At 55.8% G+C, this 20149-nt stretch carries 18 protein-coding genes; 5 read left to right on the top strand and 13 right to left on the bottom strand.

Going from position 1 to position 20149, the window contains the following annotated elements; genetic code table 11:
* Positions 1–205 precede the first annotated feature (205 nt).
* A complete protein-coding gene (locus tag IL252_RS13860) occupies positions 206–1810 on the top strand; it encodes an alginate lyase family protein (RefSeq protein ID WP_208628473.1) in 1605 nt (534 codons plus the stop codon).
* A complete protein-coding gene (locus IL252_RS13855; protein WP_208628472.1) occupies positions 1807–2943 on the top strand; it encodes a prenyltransferase/squalene oxidase repeat-containing protein in 1137 nt (378 codons plus the stop codon). The genes IL252_RS13860 and IL252_RS13855 overlap by 4 nt, the downstream gene beginning before the upstream one ends.
* 24 nt (positions 2944–2967) lie before the next feature.
* Here the strand turns inward: IL252_RS13855 and IL252_RS13850 are convergent, their stop codons facing one another.
* From IL252_RS13850 to IL252_RS13820, 7 genes are all read right to left on the bottom strand, one after another.
* Positions 2968–3171 carry a hypothetical protein gene (locus tag IL252_RS13850; protein ID WP_208628471.1) on the bottom strand — a complete coding sequence of 68 codons (204 nt, stop codon included), beginning with the start codon at positions 3169–3171 and terminating at the stop codon, positions 2968–2970.
* Positions 3172–3238: 67 nt separating this feature from the next.
* The gene (locus IL252_RS13845; RefSeq protein WP_208628470.1) at positions 3239–4249 is read right to left on the bottom strand and encodes a methionyl-tRNA formyltransferase; all 1011 of its coding nucleotides are present in this window, start codon (positions 4247–4249) and stop codon (positions 3239–3241) included.
* 41 nt (positions 4250–4290) lie between these two features.
* The gene (locus IL252_RS13840) at positions 4291–5685 is read right to left on the bottom strand and encodes a nucleotide sugar dehydrogenase (RefSeq protein ID WP_208628469.1); all 1395 of its coding nucleotides are present in this window, start codon (positions 5683–5685) and stop codon (positions 4291–4293) included.
* A 138-nt stretch (positions 5686–5823) separates the two neighbouring features.
* Entirely contained in the window at positions 5824–6540 is a 717-nt protein-coding gene (locus tag IL252_RS13835; RefSeq protein ID WP_208628468.1) for a hypothetical protein, read from the bottom strand.
* 71 nt (positions 6541–6611) lie between these two features.
* The gene (locus tag IL252_RS13830) at positions 6612–7589 is read right to left on the bottom strand and encodes a Gfo/Idh/MocA family protein (RefSeq protein WP_208628467.1); all 978 of its coding nucleotides are present in this window, start codon (positions 7587–7589) and stop codon (positions 6612–6614) included.
* The gene (locus IL252_RS13825; protein ID WP_208628466.1) at positions 7586–8671 is read right to left on the bottom strand and encodes a DegT/DnrJ/EryC1/StrS aminotransferase family protein; all 1086 of its coding nucleotides are present in this window, start codon (positions 8669–8671) and stop codon (positions 7586–7588) included. Before IL252_RS13825 ends, IL252_RS13830 begins: the two co-directional genes overlap by 4 nt.
* The gene (locus tag IL252_RS13820; RefSeq protein WP_208628465.1) at positions 8668–9243 is read right to left on the bottom strand and encodes an acyltransferase; all 576 of its coding nucleotides are present in this window, start codon (positions 9241–9243) and stop codon (positions 8668–8670) included. Before IL252_RS13820 ends, IL252_RS13825 begins: the two co-directional genes overlap by 4 nt.
* 241 nt (positions 9244–9484) lie before the next feature.
* Between IL252_RS13820 and IL252_RS13815 the strand changes: the two genes are divergently transcribed.
* Positions 9485–10537, top strand: a complete 1053-nt coding sequence (locus IL252_RS13815) for a hypothetical protein (protein ID WP_208628464.1) — start codon at positions 9485–9487, stop codon at positions 10535–10537.
* Between the two features lie 5 nt (positions 10538–10542).
* Here the strand turns inward: IL252_RS13815 and IL252_RS13810 are convergent, their stop codons facing one another.
* Positions 10543–11709 carry a glycosyltransferase family 4 protein gene (locus IL252_RS13810; RefSeq protein WP_208628463.1) on the bottom strand — a complete coding sequence of 389 codons (1167 nt, stop codon included), beginning with the start codon at positions 11707–11709 and terminating at the stop codon, positions 10543–10545.
* Between the two features lie 135 nt (positions 11710–11844).
* On the opposite strand from IL252_RS13810, the gene IL252_RS13805 reads away from it, so the two are divergent.
* Complete coding sequence (locus IL252_RS13805; RefSeq protein WP_208628462.1) at positions 11845–13062, top strand: glycosyltransferase family 4 protein; 1218 nt, start codon at positions 11845–11847, stop codon at positions 13060–13062.
* Between the two features lie 67 nt (positions 13063–13129).
* Complete coding sequence (locus tag IL252_RS13800) at positions 13130–14569, top strand: hypothetical protein (RefSeq protein ID WP_208628461.1); 1440 nt, start codon at positions 13130–13132, stop codon at positions 14567–14569.
* 43 nt (positions 14570–14612) lie between these two features.
* Here the strand turns inward: IL252_RS13800 and IL252_RS13795 are convergent, their stop codons facing one another.
* The 5 genes from IL252_RS13795 to IL252_RS13775 all read right to left on the bottom strand — a co-directional run bounded on the left by IL252_RS13795 (position 14613) and on the right by IL252_RS13775 (position 20112).
* Complete coding sequence (locus tag IL252_RS13795; protein ID WP_279634290.1) at positions 14613–15761, bottom strand: N-acetyl sugar amidotransferase; 1149 nt, start codon at positions 15759–15761, stop codon at positions 14613–14615.
* Between the two features lie 135 nt (positions 15762–15896).
* Entirely contained in the window at positions 15897–16517 is a 621-nt protein-coding gene (gene cysC / locus IL252_RS13790; RefSeq protein WP_208628459.1) for an adenylyl-sulfate kinase, read from the bottom strand.
* Positions 16517–17686, bottom strand: a complete 1170-nt coding sequence (gene sat / locus IL252_RS13785) for a sulfate adenylyltransferase (RefSeq protein WP_208628458.1) — start codon at positions 17684–17686, stop codon at positions 16517–16519. The genes cysC and sat overlap by 1 nt, the downstream gene beginning before the upstream one ends.
* A 51-nt stretch (positions 17687–17737) precedes the next feature.
* Positions 17738–18742, bottom strand: a complete 1005-nt coding sequence (locus IL252_RS13780) for a sulfotransferase (RefSeq protein ID WP_208628457.1) — start codon at positions 18740–18742, stop codon at positions 17738–17740.
* Complete coding sequence (locus IL252_RS13775; protein ID WP_208628456.1) at positions 18739–20112, bottom strand: hypothetical protein; 1374 nt, start codon at positions 20110–20112, stop codon at positions 18739–18741. Before IL252_RS13775 ends, IL252_RS13780 begins: the two co-directional genes overlap by 4 nt.
* Positions 20113–20149: the final 37 nt, after the last annotated feature.

The raw sequence follows: 20149 nt of genomic DNA, 5'->3' as shown, positions 1-20149 counted from the left end.
CATGGGGCTCCTCTCGGACCAACAGCGACTGAAACTCCGTACTGCCCAGCGCAAGCAGCCGACACAGCTCTTTCGTATCCTCCAGCGGAAACTGAAGAACCGATACCTCCCCCGTCTCCCGCTTGATTTCGACCGGCGATATGATCGACGACTCCCCAGAACGGTGTCGTTGACGTTTGACCCACACACGGCCACACTCGATCGATTGCGACAGGCCCTCCCCGAGTCACACGAGCGAACGTGCCGGCAGGCTTCCGAGTCGTTCGCCGCCGGTGAGATCACCTTTCTGAACCGAACTCGCTCTGTTAGTGACCCTGCGACTGTTCGGCCCGACGACGAGCGGATCGAATCACTCCCCCGGCTCTGGTACCTGAAGCTCGCCGGTTTCGAACCGGTAGAGTGGCTCGTGTTGGGTTTCGACGAGCCGTCCACTGCCGACGGCGTGGCCGAGACGATACAGACGTGGCTCCACGAGTTCGCCGTGGAACATCCAATCGGTGCCAGACCGGGATACTTGCGGGGTGCCTGGACTCCGTACGCAGTCTGTCACCGAATTCTCAACCTCTGCTTGCTGGGTGCCTGGGCGGGCGGGTTAGACGAGCAGCTCTCGACGTATCTCTACAAGAACCTCTCGTTCCTGTCGAGAAACGTCGAGCGAGATGTCGGCGGCAATCATCTCGTCGAGAACGGTATCGCGCTCGTCGCCGGCGGCCTCGCTGTCTCGTCACCTGACACGTCGTTCTGCCAACAGGGTCTCGACGTGCTAAAGCAGGTGACAGAGCAACAGTTCCTGAGTGATGGCTACCACTACGAGCGGAGCCCCATGTATCACCTCGCTGTGACTGATCGGCTGCTGTTGGCCGTGTCACTGCTGTCGGCCGGCCCGGCGGACGTACCTGAATGGTTGCGGACGACGGCTGAAGACGCCGTCGCGTTCATCGAGCACGTGACGGGACCGGACGGAGAGATCGCGCTGTTGAACGACGCCGTTTACGGCGAGACTCATACACCGGCGACCTACAGACGACTGGCCGATCGCCTCGATCTCACCGGAACGACGACACCCGAACTCGACGCGTCGGGGATCGTCAGGCGATCACTCGGACCGCTGTCGCTGTTGCTCGACGCCGGTGACTCCGGACCGTCGGGCCAGCTCGGACACGTCCACAACGATCCGGCGACGGTTCTGCTCTGGCACGAGAATCGACCGGTTCTGACTGACACCGGTACGTTCGACTACAGTCCCGGTGAGCGCCGCAGGCTCGCCCGCAGTGTCGAGAGCCACAACACCGCGGCACCACGGGGTGTAGAGCCAGTCACGTTCGGTGGGCGGTTTCTGATGGATGAGCCGATCGAGACAGAAGTAGCCCGAACGGACCAGCCACTTCCCACTGTGACAGTCCGGTACGAGACGAATGGGACGGTAAGGTACGAGCACACGCGAACGCTCGTCGAAGGACCGCGGTGGTGGCTCGTACACGATGCGATCGACGCGCCCGTCGACCAGATCGTGAGCCGACTCCACACGGCCCCGTCGATCAAAGTCTCGATCGAATCAGCCGTGTCACTTCGAGATGGCGACCGCCGTGTCTGTGTCGTGACACCGTCAGAAACCGCCGCCGTCCAGCGACTGGAAACAAAATACTTTCCAGCATTCGGTGTCGAACAGGAAAGAGTGGCACTCGAACTCTCGTCGGCAGACACTGTATCGTTCTTCGTCTCTCGGCAGCCGCTTGACCGAGCGAGAGTCGAGTCTGCAGACGGCTCGGTGTCTCGAATCGTGGTCGACGGACAGGAGTGGTCACTGTGAACGGGTGGTCGTTCAGCTGTCTCCTCGGGGCAGTCGGTCGCGACCTCACGAAGCAATCGACGACGCCTCACGAACACGACAGCCACCTCCGGGCGGCGATCGACTGGCTGTCTCAGAGTCAAGACGCCACCGGTACCGGTGGTGCCGCAGCGACGTACAACCTCCTGACTGGTTGGGCCGGCCCGTATCCAGAAACGTCTGGGTACATCGTCCCGACATTGTACGACTACGCCGCGTACACGGGCGAATCGGAGCCAGCCGAGCGCGCCGAACGAATGACCGACTGGGTTCGCTCCACACAGCTCGAAAGCGGTGCCTTTCCAGGTGGTGTCGATCCCGGCCCTGATCCGGATCCGAGCGTGTTCAACACCGGTCAGATCCTCTTTGGTCTCCTCCGTACGTACGACGAAACGGGCACCGAAGCGAACAGAGAAGCAGCAATCGAGGCAGGTGACTGGCTGTGTGACGTGCAACACGCTCGCGGCTACTGGGACCAGTACGACTACCGTGACGAGATCCACGCCTACTGTTCCCGCGTCGCCTGGGGTTTGCTCGAACTGTACGAACGAACGGAGACTGATCGGTTCCGGACGGCCGCGGCCGAGCATCTCGAATGGGTCACGAACCAGCAACGAGAGAACGGCTGGTTCGAGTATGCCGCCTTTTCTCCAGACGAGGTGCCGCCGCTACACACGATCGCCTACACGATCCGCGGGTTGCTCGAAGGCGGCTTCGTGCTCAATGACGACCGGCTCGTCGACGTCGCCCGACGCTCCGCGAGCCGACTGGCAGACATCCAGCGGTCAGCGGGCCCGCTGGCTGGTGCCTACAGCGATGAGTGGACACCCGCCGACCACTACTGCCTGACGGGGAACGCACAGATGGCCCTCGTCTGGCTCCGTCTGGCCGACGAGGAGAACGACTTCCCAGAGTGTGCAGAACGTGCGATCGACTTCGTCAAGTCCCACCAGCAACTCGACGCGCCGCCACAGACCCGTGGCGCGATCGCAGGATCGAGCCCGATCTGGGGACCGTATCTCCGCTTGCAGTACCCCAACTGGGCCGCGAAGTTCTTCGCCGACGCACTCCTCCTCTCGATGCGCCACGAAACACCCCCTACAAGCGAGCGATAGCGACCAGTGGGGTCTCTCGTCTGGCTACCGGTACCCGAGCGACTCCAGTTGCTCCTCGATGTCACGGTCGGGTGCCGCCGTGGAACGCTCCTCGTCGTCGCCGGCCTCGACGACCTGTTCCAGGACGAACGCCGCGTACTCCTCGACAGTCTCGAACTCGGTCCGGTCGACGGTCTCTCGACAGTAAGAATAGACGTCATCGGAGAGTTCGATGGTCACTGCTGGCATGATCGTATGATGGTACTGCATCCGTTTATCAGTTACTCAGTTCCGATCTTCGGTCGTCGAGCCTCCACTAGTTGCTGGACAACGACGATTCGTGTTCCGGTCGATCAATGCGTCGTGGGCTGTCGATCGATTCGTTCGGGAGTGACGTGAGTTCCATTCCAGATTCCGGCTTCCAGTTACTCGCTTCCCACTCTGTTACAAGCAGGCTTCCGTCGGGTGTTGCTACCACGAAGTCATCGGTACCGGTGAACACCTGTACGATCGTCCCCGGCGGTTCGTCGAAGACGAAATCGTCTGAGAAGGGCTGTCCTTTCCAGATGAAGATCCGCTCGCTGTCGTATTCGGTAAACGCTCCGGGGTAGGGATGCGTCACAGCGCGAATGAGATCGTATATCGTCTCGGTCGGGTCGGCCCAGTTTATCGCTCCGTCTTCGGGTGTCCGTTTGGGGTAGTACGTCGGCTCTTCCTCCTGTGGGATCGTCGAAAGCGTCCCGGCTTCGATATCATCGATACAGTGTTCGAACAGTTCCTGCCCGGCGAGAACGAGCTTGTAATACAGTGTCCGGATGTCGTCGTGGGGATTGATATCGAACTTCGTCGTCTCGACGACGTTCCCCGAATCCGCGCCTTCGTCGAGTTGCATCACTGAGAGAAGAAATCGATTGAGGTCCTGGATCAACGACCAGTTCATCGGCGATCGACCCCTGCCTTTCGGGAGTCCGTACGCACTGCCGTGCAGTCCGAATGCACCGTGTGTAAACGTATCGAGGACCTCTCCCGGGATCAGCCGCTGCCACCCGTGAACGAGAAGTAACTCCGTGGTTCGCGAACGGAAGTGATCCAGATCACGTTCGTCTCCCATGGAGTACGTTTCAGGTGTGTATACGTCAATATCGTTGGATTCGGCATACGACTGGAACGAATAGTATCCTGCAACGTCGTGTTCCTGTGCCTGTTCGGGCGTCAGCGTCAGAACCTCGGTGATCGGGACAACGTTCTCGTGCAAGTACCGGAAGATATCGAAACCGGATTCAGTGCAACCGGCGTAGACGATCCCATCAGAGATTCCGTCTGGCATACAGTATCACTGAGAAAGCCGGTCAATAAGCCTACCGTTACTTATTTTCTGTCGTGACCGTCGTCGTCAGCACCAGCGATCCCGGTCGTTTCCACACCCTTTCCGATCGTGTACAGGCGATGTTTCTCTGTCTCCGGTTCGATGGCGTCCCGACCATCTACGATGACCATGGGTGGGAAGTCATCCCAGTCGATGGTTTCGAAGACCGCGTGTGGGGTCACGACGACGACAGCGTCCGGTTCGGCGTCACTGAATTCCGACACTGACATCGGGTCTCCAGAGAACGATGACGTATCGGATAATAATGGATCGACCAAACGAACAGACGCACCACGCTCGGCGAGAAGATGAGAGATCCCGATTGCCGGTGACGCACGGGACTCGCGTACTTCCGGACGATAGGTCAACCCGAGTATGACAACGGTCGCGTCTTCTAACAGCGTTCCAGTCGCTTCGAGATTCTGCTGGAGCGCATCGACCGTGTACACCGGCATCTCGTCGTTGACCGTTCGTGCCGTCTGTATCAGCTCCGTGTCCGTGTCGTAGGGCTTCATCACGAAGTAGGGGTAATATGGGATACAGTGACCGCCCACACCCGGACCCGGTTCGTGAATGTTGATGAATGAGACGGAGTTAGCAGCATCGATCGCCTCGGTAGCATCGATTCCGATATCGGTCGACAGTTTCGCGATCTCGTTTGCCAGTGCGATGTTCACGTCGCGGAACAGCCCCTCATAAATTTTCGTCGCTTCGGCGGTTGTCGCATCCGAAACCGCAATCACATCGTTCTCGTTTATCTGCTCGTATATGCGGGTCGCCGTCCGGGTACTGGCTTCGTCGATCCCGCCGACGACCTTCGGATACGATCGACGGATGTCCTCGAGTGCGGATCCGCTTGCAGTTCGCTCTGGACAGAAAGCGAGACCGAACGTCCCGGGCTCGAGACCGCTCTGTTCGACCAGTTTCGGGTAGATCTGATCTCGACAGGTCCCGGGTGGAACCGTCGATTCGACGATAACCATGTCGCCTTCCGTCAGTCCGTCAGCGATGTCGTCTACGACCGAGTTGACGATCGAGAGGTCTGGATTGTCGTCGCTGTCCAGCAGGGTGGGGACAATGACGATGTGTAGTGATGCCCAGGACGCGACGGCGTTCGGGTCGACGACAGCCGTCAGTTCACCACTGTCAACACAGTCCGACACCAGTTCCGGGAGTCCGGGCTCGTTCTGTACGGGAGATCGTCCTCGGTTGATCGCGTCGACGACTGCTTCGTCAATATCGGCTCCTCTGACCCCACCGAACGTATCAGCGAAGACCGCTGCGACAGGGAGTCCCATCTTTCCGAGTCCGTAGACACCAATATTGACAGAGTCGATGGCGTCCCCAGTTCGATTGCCGTCCTGCACGTACGGCGCTTCGTTGCGGTGTTTGTCCATTTGTTATCTCCGTCCAGATTTGTTATCTCCGTCCAGTATGGTGGGCCGCTGGTAACCAAATAACGACCCTTCTGTGAGAGTGTAGCGGGCCTATGGTCCCGCATTATTTATAGGGAGCGCATCTCCCCAATCTGGTAATCAGTTGGCTTCGCTGATCGTCTCGTTGTCGGGCAGGTACTGTTCGTCAATGTACGCCGACACGTATGCACTTCTGGACTCCTGTTCGTGTGCCAGTCGCTCCACGAACTGCTGATCTGTCTCGGCCCACAGTCCGGGGTGGACGAGCATCTGAACCTGGTCAGAGAGATCCGATTCGAGCGGTCGCTCCTCTCGCCACCGCTGATTCGAGTCGGCCAAATAGGTAATTTCGCTGAAATACCGTGGTTCGTACGTATTCGTGAAATCGTCGTATTCGACATCTAATACCCAGTCCGGTGGGATATGGAACGAGGTCGCGTCGGCGACCGCATCGACGAGGTGAGAGAGGATCGCTCGTTCGGATGTGACCTTTTTGCTCACTGCTTCGGGACCGGGATCGTCGTCCCAGTACTGATGCGTACTGAGGTGGACACCGATCTCGTGGCCGTAGCTTTCGATCTCGGTCAGTATCTCTCTCGATCGGTCGTGTAACGGATTGTATAGTGGCGACGTGAGATGGAAGAAATATGTCGAGGAGATACCGAGATCCGACTCGAGCTGTGCCATTTCGAGAGCCCGGCGTGGTGACCAGTCGACATCATGTCTCAGAAATACAGTCTTCCCATCACTCACCGCGCCGAACGATCGGAATTCGTATCCGCGCTCAGATAATCGTTTGAGAAGGTCTCTGTAATATTCATATGTGAAATCAGTCATCAGTACCGAATGGCTTTTTCGCAGGACAGAATAAGTGTTTGTGTTCGGCGACGTGCTGTTTCCACGGTCGATCAGTGAACTGAATGCCAGTCCCAGCGCATACCGGCGGCCTGTTCGATGCGTTGCACACACTCCACTGCGCGAACACCGTCGGTTGCACTTACTTTCACATCTCGTCCCCTACGTACGGCAGACACGAACGATTCGAGTTCGTTCCGCAGTGGTTCACCGCTCTCGACCATCGGCCGCTCGATGATGCTCTCGTGACGATACCGAACGTCGCCGTCATCCTCGATGTACTCCGGAAGCGAGTGTCGATAGATTTCGACAGACTGGTCCATGTAGTCGATCTCGATGTAGCACGACTTGGCCGTGATCGAGAGCGTCCGTACCTTCCGCTGAGTCGCTCTGCTTGCCGTCAGCGTACCGACGATATCGTTCTCGAACTCGAGGGTCGCAGTGGCGTGTGACGGGCTCGGAGCGGCCGCTTCGATCGACCTGACTGGTGCGTCGACGAGCCAGAGCAGGATGTCGATATCGTGGATCATGAGGTCGGTGACCACGTTGTCGTCGATGTGCCGTTCGAGCGGTGGCCCCAGTCGTTTCGCGTCGACTGCGACGATCTCCAGTTCGGGAAGGATGTCCCGCAATGTCACGATAGCCGGATTGAACCGTTCGATGTGACCGATCTGGAGCACCACATCTTCGCGGTCGGCCATCGAGAGCAGAGCCTCACCTCGCTCGGGGTCCTCGACGAACGGTTTTTCGATGAGCGTGTGGACACCCTGCTGGATGCACTCACTGGCGACATCGTCGTGGTACGCCGTCGGGACCGCAACTGAGACTACGTCGACTTGATCCAACAACTCTTCGCGACTACGGACTTCGGTCCCGTGGTCGTCTGCGACTGTTCGCGCCTGCGTCTGGTCGGCGTCGTGTATGCCATCGAGTGTGACGTTCGGCAGCTCCTCGTATACGCGTGCGTGGTGGCGGCCCATGCTCCCGACGCCGATCACACCAGCGGCCAGTGGCTCTGATTCGTTCGTCATGTCTCCGTGTACTCCCGGACTCGCATCGCGATCTTTTCGATGTCGGTTTCACTCACGGCCGGATGGACAGGCAAGGATAGTACGTCGTCTGCGGCCTGACGTGCGTGTGGCACCTCGACATCGACTTCGTCGTACGCCTGCTGATCCGGGATTGCGTGCGGATAGTACACGCCAGTCCCGATGTCGTGAGATTCGAGATATTCCGCCAGCCCGTCACGATCGTGATATCGGATCGTGTACTGGTGGTACGCGTGCCTTCGACCGTCCGGTTCCTTCGGGACTCGAATGTCACTCCCCTCGAGCAAGTCAGTCAATCGTTGCGCGTTGGCCCGGCGTTCCTCGACGAACCCCGGCAGTTTCTCGAGCTGGTGTTGTCCGATCGCCGCCGCAATCGAGTTGAGCCGAAAATTGTGTCCGACAGCAGTGTGCTCGTACGCCGCGTTCGGATCGCGCCCGTGGTTGACGAACGAGCGGACTTGCTCCGCGAGATCGGGCCTGTCTGTGACGACCATCCCGCCTTCCCCAGTTGTCATGTTCTTCGTCGGGTAAAACGAGAAACAACCAAAGTCCCCGAACGTTCCGATAGGGGAGTCCAGACATCTCGCACCGTGGGCCTGTGCCGCGTCCTCAATCAGCAGTAGATCGTGCTGATCGGCGATTTCGGTTAGCCGTTCGATGTCGCATGGGAGGCCGTAGAGGTGGACCGCCAGGATCGCGGTGATATCGTTGTCCTCGCTCACGAGCTCTTTGACGTGGCCTGGATCGAGGTTGAACGTCGTCGGATCGATGTCAGCGAACACCGGCTCGCCACCTGCGAGACGAATCGCGTTCGCACTCGCGACGAAGGAAAACGAGGACGTGACCACTTTGTCGCCCGCTTCGATCCCGGCTGCTTCGAGGGCCGCGTGTAATGCTGTCGTCCCGTTGCTCGTTGCGATGCCGTGTGATGTGCCACAGTACTCAGCAAACTGCTTTTCGAAGGATCGAACTCTCGGACCGTCGGCTAGCATCCCGCTTTGAAGTACTTCTGTTACAGAATCGACTTCGGCGTCAGTGAGGAGGGGATTCGCGATCGGTATCACGTGTCGTTTCCTCCCTCAAGTTCCGGGGGCAAGGGATACGGTTCAGCAGGCGATCCGATCGCCAGCGTTTCACCTGGGATGTCGCTGGTGACGATTGCTCCCGCAGCCACGAAGGCACCCTCACCAATCGTCACTGACGGCAGTATCGTCGCGTTCGCCCCGATCGAAACATCGTCTTTCAATACCGGCCCATCGAGTGGAACGTCTTGCCTGAGTGGATAGGGGTCGTTCGTCAGGACGGTGTTTGGCCCGACGAACACGTCATCGTGGATTTTGGTCTCTTGCGGTACGTAGACCCCGGTCTGCAGACTCACCCCGTCACCGATCGTCGTCTCTCCATCGATGACGACCTGTGAACCGACGAGTACGTCGTCCCCGATCGTCGTGTGTTCTCGAACGAGTGCGTGATGCCCGGTAACGAACCGATCACCGACCTCGACATCGTCGTAGACGATCGTCCCGGGCCGGATGATTGGATCTTCACCGATTACCGGTGGCGTCGTATCGTCTGCGTACTCGTATCCGACAGTCGTAGCAGGTACCGAGTCATATACTTTCTCTGAATCAGTCATTGATGCAAATCCGGCTGGTTCTCTCTACGGGTACTCATCTCTCTTAGCTAAAGTAATCAACGCTACACGTGCCTTTCCGTTGGTGGGTCGTTGGCTGTCACGATTGCCTGGTGACCGAAACTAAAAGTAATCTTGAGGGAGAAGATTTGTGTCCTCGGATCACATTCGGTCGTCAGAAATACATGATGCCATCGGTGCCCCATCCGAATCTTCAAATAGACTGGACGCTTCACTTAGTGGTATGGCTCCGTTCGGTAAAGGATTGAAGATTCTTCGTCATCAAGGACTCTCAGCATTTACCTGGAAGGTTCTCCGTTACACGCCGATCTGGTACTTGGTATGGAACACTGTCACGTCGCGTGCTCCGGTCGGCACGAACATTTATGAGCGTGACTGGGATCTCCTGATCATCCTAGACGCCTGCCGAGTCGATTCTCTCCAGCGGTTTAGCGACTCGAAACCGTATCTCGACGATATCCAGTCGATCCAGTCTGTCGGTAGTATGTCGGCCGAGTGGATGCTCAAAACGTTTACCGGGGAGTACCGCGACCAGATTGCAGAGACCGCACACCTTTCCGGGAATATCTGGTCGTACCGAATTCTCGAAGAACAGTTCCACAGACATCGGATGGATGCTTCCGAACAGGATTACCTCTACGATGGCTGGCCTCACTGGCAGACGCTCTCTGCGGACGAGTTTGGATATTACGAGATGATCTGGACCGACGTGGACGAGGACCGATTGCATCCACAGAACGCGGCCATTCCCCACATTTTGACCGATCGTGCGATCGACATCGGTCGGGAGAAGGATTTCGACCGCCTGATCGTCCATTATACACTCCCACACATTCCATTTATCGCCGATGCGCTGGACTGGGAACCCGGCGAGATGTCGACTTCCGAACTCATGGATGGACTCGATCACACGCGAGAGATCACGCCTACAGAGGAGGCACCGTATGAGGGTACGAAATGGAACGAAGAATCTACCGATACAGTCAAAAAGGGGTTTGAAAAGAATCTCGAATTAGTGCTGGAGTACGTCGAGATCCTCCTCAGCAACTTCGAGGCAGAGGATGTCGTCATTAGCGCAGATCACGGTGAAGCGTTGGGAGAATACGGTCTCTGGGGACACCCCTTCGGGTTCCCGTTGTCCCCCGTCAAGACGGTCCCGTGGGCTAAAACGACCGCGAGTGACGAGCGCACGTACGAAACACAGTACGACACGACACGGATGGTGCCCCACCGCGAGGAACAGATCGAGTTCCTCGAACAGATGGGTTACCTGTAGAATTGCTACCCGACAACATCGGTAAGTATCTCTTCGTACGAATCCCCGATACTTGCAAGTGAGAAATGGTCATCGAGATACTCCCGACCATTCCAGCCGTACTTATCGATCTGTTCTGGGGAGTCCGAAAGCGCTTCGATATGCTCGGCAAGCAGATCGACAGAACCGTCCGCGTACAGTCCAAGTTCACGCTGTTCGATCGTGCCATCGAAATTCGAGTGTAGCGAGACAACCGGAGTCGCGAACCGCCACGCTTCCAGCGTCGTGTTTCCGAAGCCTGCTGTGGTGCCCGTCGTCTGAATAAATCCCATCGACTTCTTGAAATACTCATGGATTGTAGTTGGTTTCACGTAACCGATGTAGGTCACGTTGTCCATGGAGCTGGCAGTCTTAATGACTCGCTCTGTGAACTCCGGATGGCCTCCTTTTGGACCTGCCATCACGAACTCTTCGTCCGGGAGCTGGGCCGCGGCATCGAGAAACGTATCGGGATGCTTGTCAGGTGTAAGCCTGCCGGCCCAAAAGAAATATTCGCGCTCAGACGGATCGAGGATGTCGTCCGCTGGTGGGAGATCGTAGCCTACTGGTACCACAGTCGCCGGAATGTCGTACTCTTCCTGCAACACCTGTTTTTGATGGTTTGTTAATGTAATCACCTGGTCGGCATCCCCAACAGAGCGGAGATAAAGACGTTTGATGATCGGCTGTGTCAGCCTCTTCATAGATATATTCGAAAACCAACCATGTTCAAGATCATCTAGGCGTTCCGGTTCAACAGTCTGGTCACTTGCGACGACGTAGACGATTCGTTTATTGATGATCTTGGAAATAGCGGTTGCAAAAATGAACAGAACCAATGACGAGCGAACGTAATAAATATCTGCGTTCAGATTTCGCATAGCACGGAAGAGACCCAAGAACTTTTTATGTGCCCCGCTGAAACCAACATTCATCGGAATTGAGCGTTTCAGAGTAATTGAATCGATTGTTTCCTCACCAAGTCCGCCGTAGTCGCCAGTTATATACGAAATTTCGAATCCACGTCGTCTGAGTTCCTTGCCGAGCAAATACTGTTGTCGCTCTGCACCGCCTGCGCTTTCGTAGTTTCCGTCAGTGAGATAGCAATACACCTGCTGAGAAATAAAACAGATATGTGGATTCGACTTGCCCATGTCCGAACTAGTCCAGTAACAGATCTTAAACTGATTGGTCTTGTACCACGGTCTGGTGCTCTCGACTACACGCCAGTAGGTGTGGAGGCGGTCAATTCACTGGGTTATTAGTACTGATGTGGTTTCTGGTTTCGTATGAGTGGCGAGTATAGATTGTTAGCGTGTTCGAGAGCCCATCCTTCTGCAATCAACCCCTACAAGGGATTGTTCAATCGTCGGTCACTCTCTTCGCTGGCACAGTACTGCCCTGTCGATCTTGATGTCATAGCTCCTGTTCCCCGTGCTCCCCCCATCGGCCCATACTCGAACTACCGAAATATGCCATCTGTTGAGTACTCTAGAGAATACGAAGTGCACCATCCAAGATTCTTCTATCCGTTACCGAAACGGCTATTCAAGTACACAGTTGCCAGCAAGTCCTTCACTCGTTCAGTCACGAATTACGCAAACGATACATTAGCGATTCCAGACATTATCCATGCCGGTCACATTTATTTCGACGGGTACGGAGTACTGCAATACTGTAAGCAACACGATATCCCATTGACCGTGATGGGTCGTGGACATCTACTCAATAACTACAACTCGCTACCTCGGTCAGCGAAGAAGAAAGTGAACAAAACACTCGATTACTGTAGCAGGGTGTGTTGTGTCAGTGAGGCGTTGAGCGATATCGCGAGAGATTTGACTGACGAAAAGAAGGTAACACTGCTCGCAGAAGGTACAGATCCGAATCGCTATCCGACTGGGAACGCCGAATCGATTCGGCACGAACTTGATATACCCGAAGAGAATGCCGTTGTTCTGTTTGTAGGGAGCTTCAACAAAAACAAAGGAATCAAAGAGATAACTGAAATTTTGCCAACCCTAGAAATAGCCGATCTGACCGTCGTGTTCGTCGGCCACCATGGTGACCTACGGTGGGAGGTCGAGCGAGCGATGAACCAGTCGAGCGTGGACGTTCGATCGTACTGGAAATTATCTCCGCTTGCACTTCGGCGGCTATACGCTGTTGCCGATCTACTCTTGCTCCCAAGCTACTCGGAAGGGAGACCGAGCGTTATTTATGAAGCAATGGCAAGCGAAACTGCGGTGTTTGCTTCCGATATTGGGGGTATCCGTGAACAGGTCGCCAACGGCACGACGGGGACCTTGATTCCGCCGGGAGATCCCGAAACGCTCCGAGAGCGGTTGACGGCGATGGTCAGTGACCGTGATTCATTAGCGGAAATGGGAAAAGCAGGTCTTGATCGGTTGCAGGAGAACGGCTGGACGTGGAAGCGGCATGCAGAGCAACTGTATGACATCCACAGAAGCATCATCGAGACAGACGATCACAGCACGAGCGGATGATCGCTGAGTAGAGTAGTTCGTAGGCGAAACGGAGCCTTCAAAAGGATCGTGATTCATCACTCAAGCAATGAAAACGGTCGACATCGAAGCGTTCCAGCAGTTTGAAGACGATTTCGGTGTATTCGATCTTCGTGTCGACGGTGTCCGATTCTGGGAACGGATCAGGTTCCAACTGTTTCGAGCGGTAAACCCCGATACGCTCGGGAAAGCACATTCGGAGACTGGATCTGGATGGCGTGCGTACGCGAAGGGCGGTACACAGTGGTTACGGAACGTCTTTCTCAAGAATCCGTTTCTCGCCTCGTCGTCTGATCTCATGTTCGTCGGTACTGGACGGCGGAAACTTGAGCCGGACGGACAGTACTGGGATATCTACTGCGATCCGATCCATACTGCGTGTGACTACGACTACGCCCACTTCGAACAGCCATATCAGTTGCGACACGAGACACCAGCCAAGACCGAGAATCTCCGCTATCTGGACCTCATCGAGTTCTCCTCGACGATCTGGAATATGGTTCAGCGAGAAACTGTCGATCTAAGATCAGACGAACGGGAGAGACTCGAAGAGATCGACGGCGCGATCGATGATCGATTCGGCGTTTCTGTCGATCTCACGAGTTGGGTCAGACGACTCCTCTCACACCGTCGAAACAAACTGCCGCTGTACGAACGCTTGCTCAACCGTGTCGATCCAGCGGCCCTCGTTATCGTCACGAGCTACGGCAAAGAAACCCTGATCGAAGCGGGCAAAAACAAGGACATCCCCGTCATCGAACTGCAACATGGTCTACTGAGTGAGAAACACCTGGGGTACTCGTTCCCCGGTGACCGAACGAAGGAAACGTTCCCGGACTATTTTTTCACCTTTGGTGAATTCTGGAAAGGGTATGTTGAATACCCGATTCCCGACAGCCATGTCGTCCCAATCGGGTACCCGTATCTGGAGCGTCGTGCCGGATCGTATGCCGATATCGAAGCAAGAGACCAGATCCTGTTCATCTCCCAGGGGAAAATTGGCGAGGAATTGTCACAGTTTGCGGTCGAACTGAACGGGCAGACAGACCACGACATCGTGTACAAACTCCATCCCGGTGAGTACGACCGATGGCGAGACGAGTACCCGTGGTTGATCGACAGCGGCGTTACCGTCGTCGACTCGGACGAACCACCGCTCTACCAGCTCATGTCCGAATCAACGATTCAGGTCGGCGTCGGTTCGACGGCGATCTTCGAGGGGCTGGCGTTCGACTTGCGGACGTATATCGTCGATCTCCCGGACGCTCAAGACAGTGAATTTCTGATCGAAGAGAGATATGCTGACCTGGTGAGTACACCGGAGGAGCTACTCACGAGTGCAGACGAGGTATCCAGTCCCGACCTCGAGTCGTTATTTAAGTCGAACAGTATCCAGAATTTCGAAAATGCCCTCAAAGCCATCACGACCGATGAAGAACAGCTACAATCCCGAAGTCAGAAGCGGTCTCGGAATGTCACGATTCTGTAAAAGGGACGCGGCATTTCCGGCGATGTAATTCGCAAGAGGTCGGTTACACGTCGATGTTCTCGAAGTCGTTGACCGGGCGGGGGACAGTGCCCGACTGGTGGAACGACTCGGTGAAAATTTCTTCGTTCCGGTGTGACTCGACGATTTCCCAGAACTCCCGATCGGAGTAGCCGGTAAAGTCGAGGAAGTCGTCGAGGATCCGTTCGTCGAGTTTGTGGTCGTGTTCTTCGATCAGTTCGATGCCTTCCTCGATACTGATGTCGAAGTGGTCGCTCCGGCGGCGGTAGCCGACGACGTCCGTCGTCCGGTAGTAGCCCATCTTCGGATACTTCATCCAGACGTTCATCAGATAGCCGATGGAGTCTATCTGGTCGTAGTCTTCGATGAAGCCCGCGCGGTCCCACTCGTCATGGAGCGTCCTGAACCCGTAGTTTTTGGCGATCTGGTAGTTTTCGTACCCGTCCCACGGAGTGAAGTAGCTGAGATAGATCGGTTCGAGGCCGGCCTCGTCGATCTCCTCTGGCGAGGGATACTCCATCAGGTTGAGATCGTCTTCCTCGATACCGTTGTCCAACCACAGGCTGAAGTCGACCGGCTTCGCGACCTGGTTCTTGATCTGATCTTTGGCACTGTAGGGTTCTTCCTCGTCGTGATCGTGGACAACCCCACCGTACTCCCAGTCGGTGTTCTCACCGTAGATGATCAACGGGATGTCGAATTTGATGCCCATCTGCAGTGGCACACAGTAGATTGCCCGGTCGATCGGCCAAGTAGGGCTCCCGAGCTCTTCGAAGGCAGTCCGCACCATCTTGCGGACGGTATCGACGCTCACGTCCACGGTAATGAGATCACAGTCGAAGGCGTCCTGGATGTTCTGGACGTTGTGTTTGCCGGTCTCGGTCTTCGTGAACGGATCGCTGACCGCCACCAGAAGTGGGTTCATCCCGAGCTTCTCTTTCAACACGTAGGTCTGATAGTGACTGTCCTTACCACCACTCACAGGGATGATACAGTCGTATCCACCGTCGTCGCACCTGTACTCGTCGACGAGTTCTTCGAGTTGTGCCCAGCGTTCCTCGTAGTCGTTTTCCGCACGCATCTCGTGGTGTGTACAGCCCTGACAGAGTTCCTTGTCGTTGAGTTCGACGCCAGGTTTCGTCGTCGGCATCAAACAGTTCGTACAGCGTTTCATACGTTTGTAGGGGTAGATGGACCATCCGCTAGTAAAAAAAGGTGGCGGGGACGAGATTCTCGGCAGATGATATAGTCTCGCAAACCAAATGTGAACACTTCTGGTTCTCTGCTGGCAAAACGTCGGGCGCTCTGGCTAGTTGATGTAGCCGAGATCCTGCAATCGTTCTTTGATCGCTTGCTCGTCAGAGTGGCTCAGATCGAAGTTGTACTCTCGTGCCATGGTTGTCTCCAGTAATCCACGCTCGTGGATCTCCTCGCGAACGTGCTCGAAACTCTCTTTGGGCGTTTCCGCTTCGGTATCGACGACGATGTCTGGGTTGTGGGGCTCCTCGAAGGGGTGGTTGATCCCGGTGAAGTTTTCGATTTTTCCGTTACGGGCCTGCTCGTAGAGCCCTTTTGGATCGCGCTTTTCACACTCGTCTACCGAGCATTTCACGTATATAAGGACGAAATCGCCAGATTGTTCGACAATTTCTCTTGCCGTCTGTTGTGAGTCTCTGAAGGGAGTGATCATCGCGTTGACGACTGCGATCCCGTTTCGATTTAACAGGTTACAGATGAACGCGGTTCGGCGGTTGTTCAGGCTCCGATCTTCCCGGGTGAATCCGAGATCTGGATGAAGGTTCTGACGGATCTCGTCGCCATCGAGGTTCTCGATAGGCACAGACTCGTCCCTGAGATAGTTGTCGACACGCTTAGCGAGTGTCGATTTGCCGCTCGCGGGGCGACCCATAAACCAGATGGTAAACGTCATTAGTAGTCTTCACCCGTCGTTTCGTCTGTGCCTGTAATAAACGGATCGCTGAAGTCGGCGATCGTGTTCGCAACTTCCGGACGAATCATCTTCTCAGACGGTTGTTTCCCTTCGCGTAGTAGTGAGCGGATCTTTGTTCCGCTCGGGTATACCCGCTCGGCATCGTCGTGTGGACATACTTTCTCGGATGTCATCCCATCACAGCGTTCACAGTAAAACGAGTAGTCGTAGAACAATGGTGTGATCCCGACATCGTTCACTTGCTGGAAGATTCGCTGGGCTCCGAACTCATCATAGTAGTCCTCTACTCCGGCGTGATCACGACCAACGATAAAGTGCGTACAGCCCTGGTTCTTCCGGACGAGTGCATCGAACAGTGCCTCTCGTGGGCCCGCGTACCGCATAGGCGATGGGAACACCGACAGCGCGACGCGCTCGCTCTGATAGTAGTTGTCGATAAGCTTAGAATACGCCGTCAGGATCGTCTCGTCACGGTAGTCCCCAGTCTGCTTGTCGCCGAGTTTCGGCTGAATCAACAGGCCATCGACGAGCTCAAGTGCCGACTTCTGGATGTATTCGTGTGCTCTGTGAGGGGCATTCCGAGTCTGGAACCCGACGATCCTCTCCCAGCCCCGGTGTTTGAACAACACTCTCGTCTCCGCGGGATGAAGATCGTTCTCGTTGTATCGAACGTCGCCGATGACAGATATCTTTCCTCCGACAAAAAAGTCTTCCTGATTCAGGAAGGTCCCCACACCGTGATGTGACCGCTCTGTCGTTCCAAAGAGCTTTCGTGCCGATTGTTCCTCGTTGTACCCGTAGATATCACTCACGTCGATCTTGCCAACGAGATGGCCATCTGGATGATAGAGCCCCGCCGTCGTCGAAGGGTTCAATTCTGCTGCTTTGTCGCTGTCGACATCGAGCGTGATCGGCAGTGGCCAGGTCGTCCCATCCTCCAGGGTCATGTCGTTGACAACCTTCAGGAAGTCGTTCTGGCCGAGGAAGCCGTCGATGGGACTGTATCGACCGACCCCGATGTTTATCAGTTCCTGATACTCACTCCAGTCGAGATGGATGCTTGGGGCATCTTGGACTTCTTTGCTGAGTGCTCGACGGTCTTCGCTAACGATACGATCAACGAGTTCACCACCGTGTGGCTCAATCACGTCTGTACTCTCCAGACTGACGTTCACTATTCCAGGTTATAAATGGCGTCGTCACCGTTGTCCTCCCTCCGCGTTCTCTTCCCAGTTGTCTGGATCGGTCGGATCCGACGGGAACGACTCGACTCCTGTCCCGTGCTCCTGCCACTGTTCGAGGTACTGTGATAGTTCTGGATCGTCGCGGAGTACGTCGATATCTGTCTCTGCCGGTGGCGCGTACCCAGCAGGCTCGTATCCGAATTCGGCCATTCTCCCACCGACGACCCACTCACAGATTGCGACTTCCCAAGATTCAAGCCGATTTTTCCAGCGATTAACGGCTTTATCGGGATCAAAATCACCATCAAAGGCCGAGTTAGATCCCCACGGATCACCACCCGTATCGGTCCAGCCGTTCTGTGAGAGGAGGTCGTGGTCGCTCGATAGCCCGAGGAAGTCGAAGGCCTCGATCAGCGTTTCTTCCGGATTGTAGATGACATCTTCGTAGCGCATGAGATGGAACCGATCTTCTGCGAGCGTCCGGGAGTACTGCTCGGCCTTCTGGAACACGTCGAGCATATTGAACACTGCCCCCAGATAGGCAGGTTCCGGTTCGTACGTGTAATTTTTGAACGACGCCAGCACACTTCTGGGATCACGTACGATGAGGATCGCTCGTCCGTTCTCGAAACCATCGACGAACTCCGGGATCGAGCGCCAGACGAGTTGAATTTTTTCGGCCCAGTGATCGATCTCTTCCGTGATGACGAGATCGCTCATGATGAGATCGTACACTGACGCGTAGTCGACTTCATCGAGTTCTTCAAGCTCGTCGAGCACTCGATGTGGATCGACCTCTCTCCCCCATCGCTGTCGGGTCGTCTGACTCGCGTCGAAGATGAGGTCTGTGTAGTTCTCGGTGTCGGTGATGGGATCGTACTTCCCCCAGTAGTACCGCATGAAGTTCGTGACGTACATCGTGGTCGTCAAATCGGGCTGGTTGCCCAGCAGTTGCGTGATGTACTCGGTACCACTCCGGTAACAACCGGTGATCAACGTCTGACTCGATGCTCGTTTCATTGTTCTGGCTCGTTCCACGTCGTCCTCGTCACGTCTCGTGACGGGACCTCCATCGTAGTCACCGTCGTCGTCCCGTACGCGTTGTTCGCAGCGACACCGATTTTCTCGACGGCCTGCAACGGGAAGGTCTCTTCGTCGAAGAAGTACGTCCACTTGTGGTTCGGCGTCTGGAAGTCCAAATTGTCGTGGTAGTACTCGTCAGAGTGGGTCTTAAGAGCGAAAAACGGTTGTGGTCCGAACGTCGGCGTCTCGGTTTTGATCGTCAACACGTGACCCTCGTCTTTGATCTGTTCGAGTTCGACATCCAGATCACATGGCGGCTCTCGGGGAATGTCGAGTGCGCGTCGCATCCCCGAGACTGCTTCACAGTACTCGAACTCAGTATTGTTAAATTCTGCTGACACCGTCGTCAACAGGTCGTGGACGTATTCGACATCTGATCTGATATCTCGGAAGTCGTGATCTGCGAACGAAAGCACGACCGGTTTCCCCTCACTGGCTTCACGGAACGCCTGACGGACATCGTCTTCGTCAAGGAGATAGCTCCGCGTTCCGACATTGAGACAACGTGCGATCCATCGACGGCAGTCACCTTTGCTCTGGTAGTCGTCGTGGGACGGGTGATACGGCACCCACGTTCGTGGTGCCCGTCGCCAGTCGCCCGATCGACCCTGGGAGAAATCGAGTTGCTGTTCAGCTTCCTCACTGGGTTCCGTGGCCATGCTGGCGTAGTCGAACGGAATGTACTGTTCGAGAAACCAGTGACTGTCCGGTCGGTTGACCTGAAACCCCGGTCGGTTTGCAGCGGGGAACCAGTCATGATCAAGAATCCGTCGGCACAGCACCTCGTAGAGAGTGTCCGAGTTCGCCCACCAGTGAGTCGCACAGCGATGCGCATGATCGCGAAACGGGTGTGGGTGGTAGTGGAAATGAAGGCCGTCCTGATCGTGTCTCTCTCGATCGAGTCGCCGTTTGTAGTGTTTGAAGATCTCGTGATACCCCATCGTCCGACGGCGCGGGTTGATGTCGTAGTCGACGTGGTCGACGCAGAACCAGTTGTAGATCCAGCCCTGTCCAGTCGAATCCATGTACTGCTGGCGAAAGTCAACCGAAAGCAGTTCGTCTAGCATCTCGTTGATCCTGTCCCAGGTGTCGTTGTAGTCGAGAAGTTCCGGATCGACGACCTGCTGGACCGCCTCTTCCTTACCGTCGAGTTCGATCTCGCCTCGCTGTAGTTTTGCGAGCGTTTCCTCGCTGGGTTCGAATGTGAGCCCGAAAATGTGCTCTAATCGTTCGAACGTCGCCTGGAGTGACTCGTACAGTGGTCCTTCTGTGTCAATACAGTGGACCACGTAGACCTTCGATGACATTGGCGTCTCGTACTTGGTGATAACGGTACCGAGATAA

The organism is Halomicrobium sp. IBSBa, assembly GCF_017612575.1.
Classification (GTDB): Archaea; Halobacteriota; Halobacteria; order Halobacteriales; family Haloarculaceae; genus Halomicrobium.
The sequence above is the reverse complement of the archived record's forward strand: the minus strand, read 5'-3'. Positions and strand labels throughout refer to the sequence as shown.

Bases quoted from the DNA above. Each gene is read 5' to 3' on its own strand.
- IL252_RS13810 (WP_208628463.1), bottom strand. From the start codon at position 11,709: ATGGGCAAGTCGAATCCACATATCTGTTTTATTTCTCAGCAGGTGTAT.
- IL252_RS13840 (WP_208628469.1), bottom strand. From the start codon at position 5,685: ATGGACAAACACCGCAACGAAGCGCCGTACGTGCAGGACGGCAATCGA.
- IL252_RS13845 (WP_208628470.1), bottom strand. From the start codon at position 4,249: ATGCCAGACGGAATCTCTGATGGGATCGTCTACGCCGGTTGCACTGAA.
- IL252_RS13850 (WP_208628471.1), bottom strand. From the start codon at position 3,171: ATGCCAGCAGTGACCATCGAACTCTCCGATGACGTCTATTCTTACTGT.
- IL252_RS13830 (WP_208628467.1), bottom strand. From the start codon at position 7,589: ATGACGAACGAATCAGAGCCACTGGCCGCTGGTGTGATCGGCGTCGGG.
- IL252_RS13775 (WP_208628456.1), bottom strand. From the start codon at position 20,112: ATGTCATCGAAGGTCTACGTGGTCCACTGTATTGACACAGAAGGACCA.
- IL252_RS13820 (WP_208628465.1), bottom strand. From the start codon at position 9,243: ATGACTGATTCAGAGAAAGTATATGACTCGGTACCTGCTACGACTGTC.
- IL252_RS13805 (WP_208628462.1), top strand. From the start codon at position 11,845: ATGAGTGGCGAGTATAGATTGTTAGCGTGTTCGAGAGCCCATCCTTCT.
- cysC (WP_208628459.1), bottom strand. From the start codon at position 16,517: ATGACGTTTACCATCTGGTTTATGGGTCGCCCCGCGAGCGGCAAATCG.
- IL252_RS13795 (WP_279634290.1), bottom strand. From the start codon at position 15,761: ATGAAACGCTGTACGAACTGTTTGATGCCGACGACGAAACCTGGCGTC.
- IL252_RS13835 (WP_208628468.1), bottom strand. From the start codon at position 6,540: ATGACTGATTTCACATATGAATATTACAGAGACCTTCTCAAACGATTA.
- IL252_RS13800 (WP_208628461.1), top strand. From the start codon at position 13,130: ATGAAAACGGTCGACATCGAAGCGTTCCAGCAGTTTGAAGACGATTTC.
- IL252_RS13780 (WP_208628457.1), bottom strand. From the start codon at position 18,742: ATGAAACGAGCATCGAGTCAGACGTTGATCACCGGTTGTTACCGGAGT.
- IL252_RS13815 (WP_208628464.1), top strand. From the start codon at position 9,485: ATGGCTCCGTTCGGTAAAGGATTGAAGATTCTTCGTCATCAAGGACTC.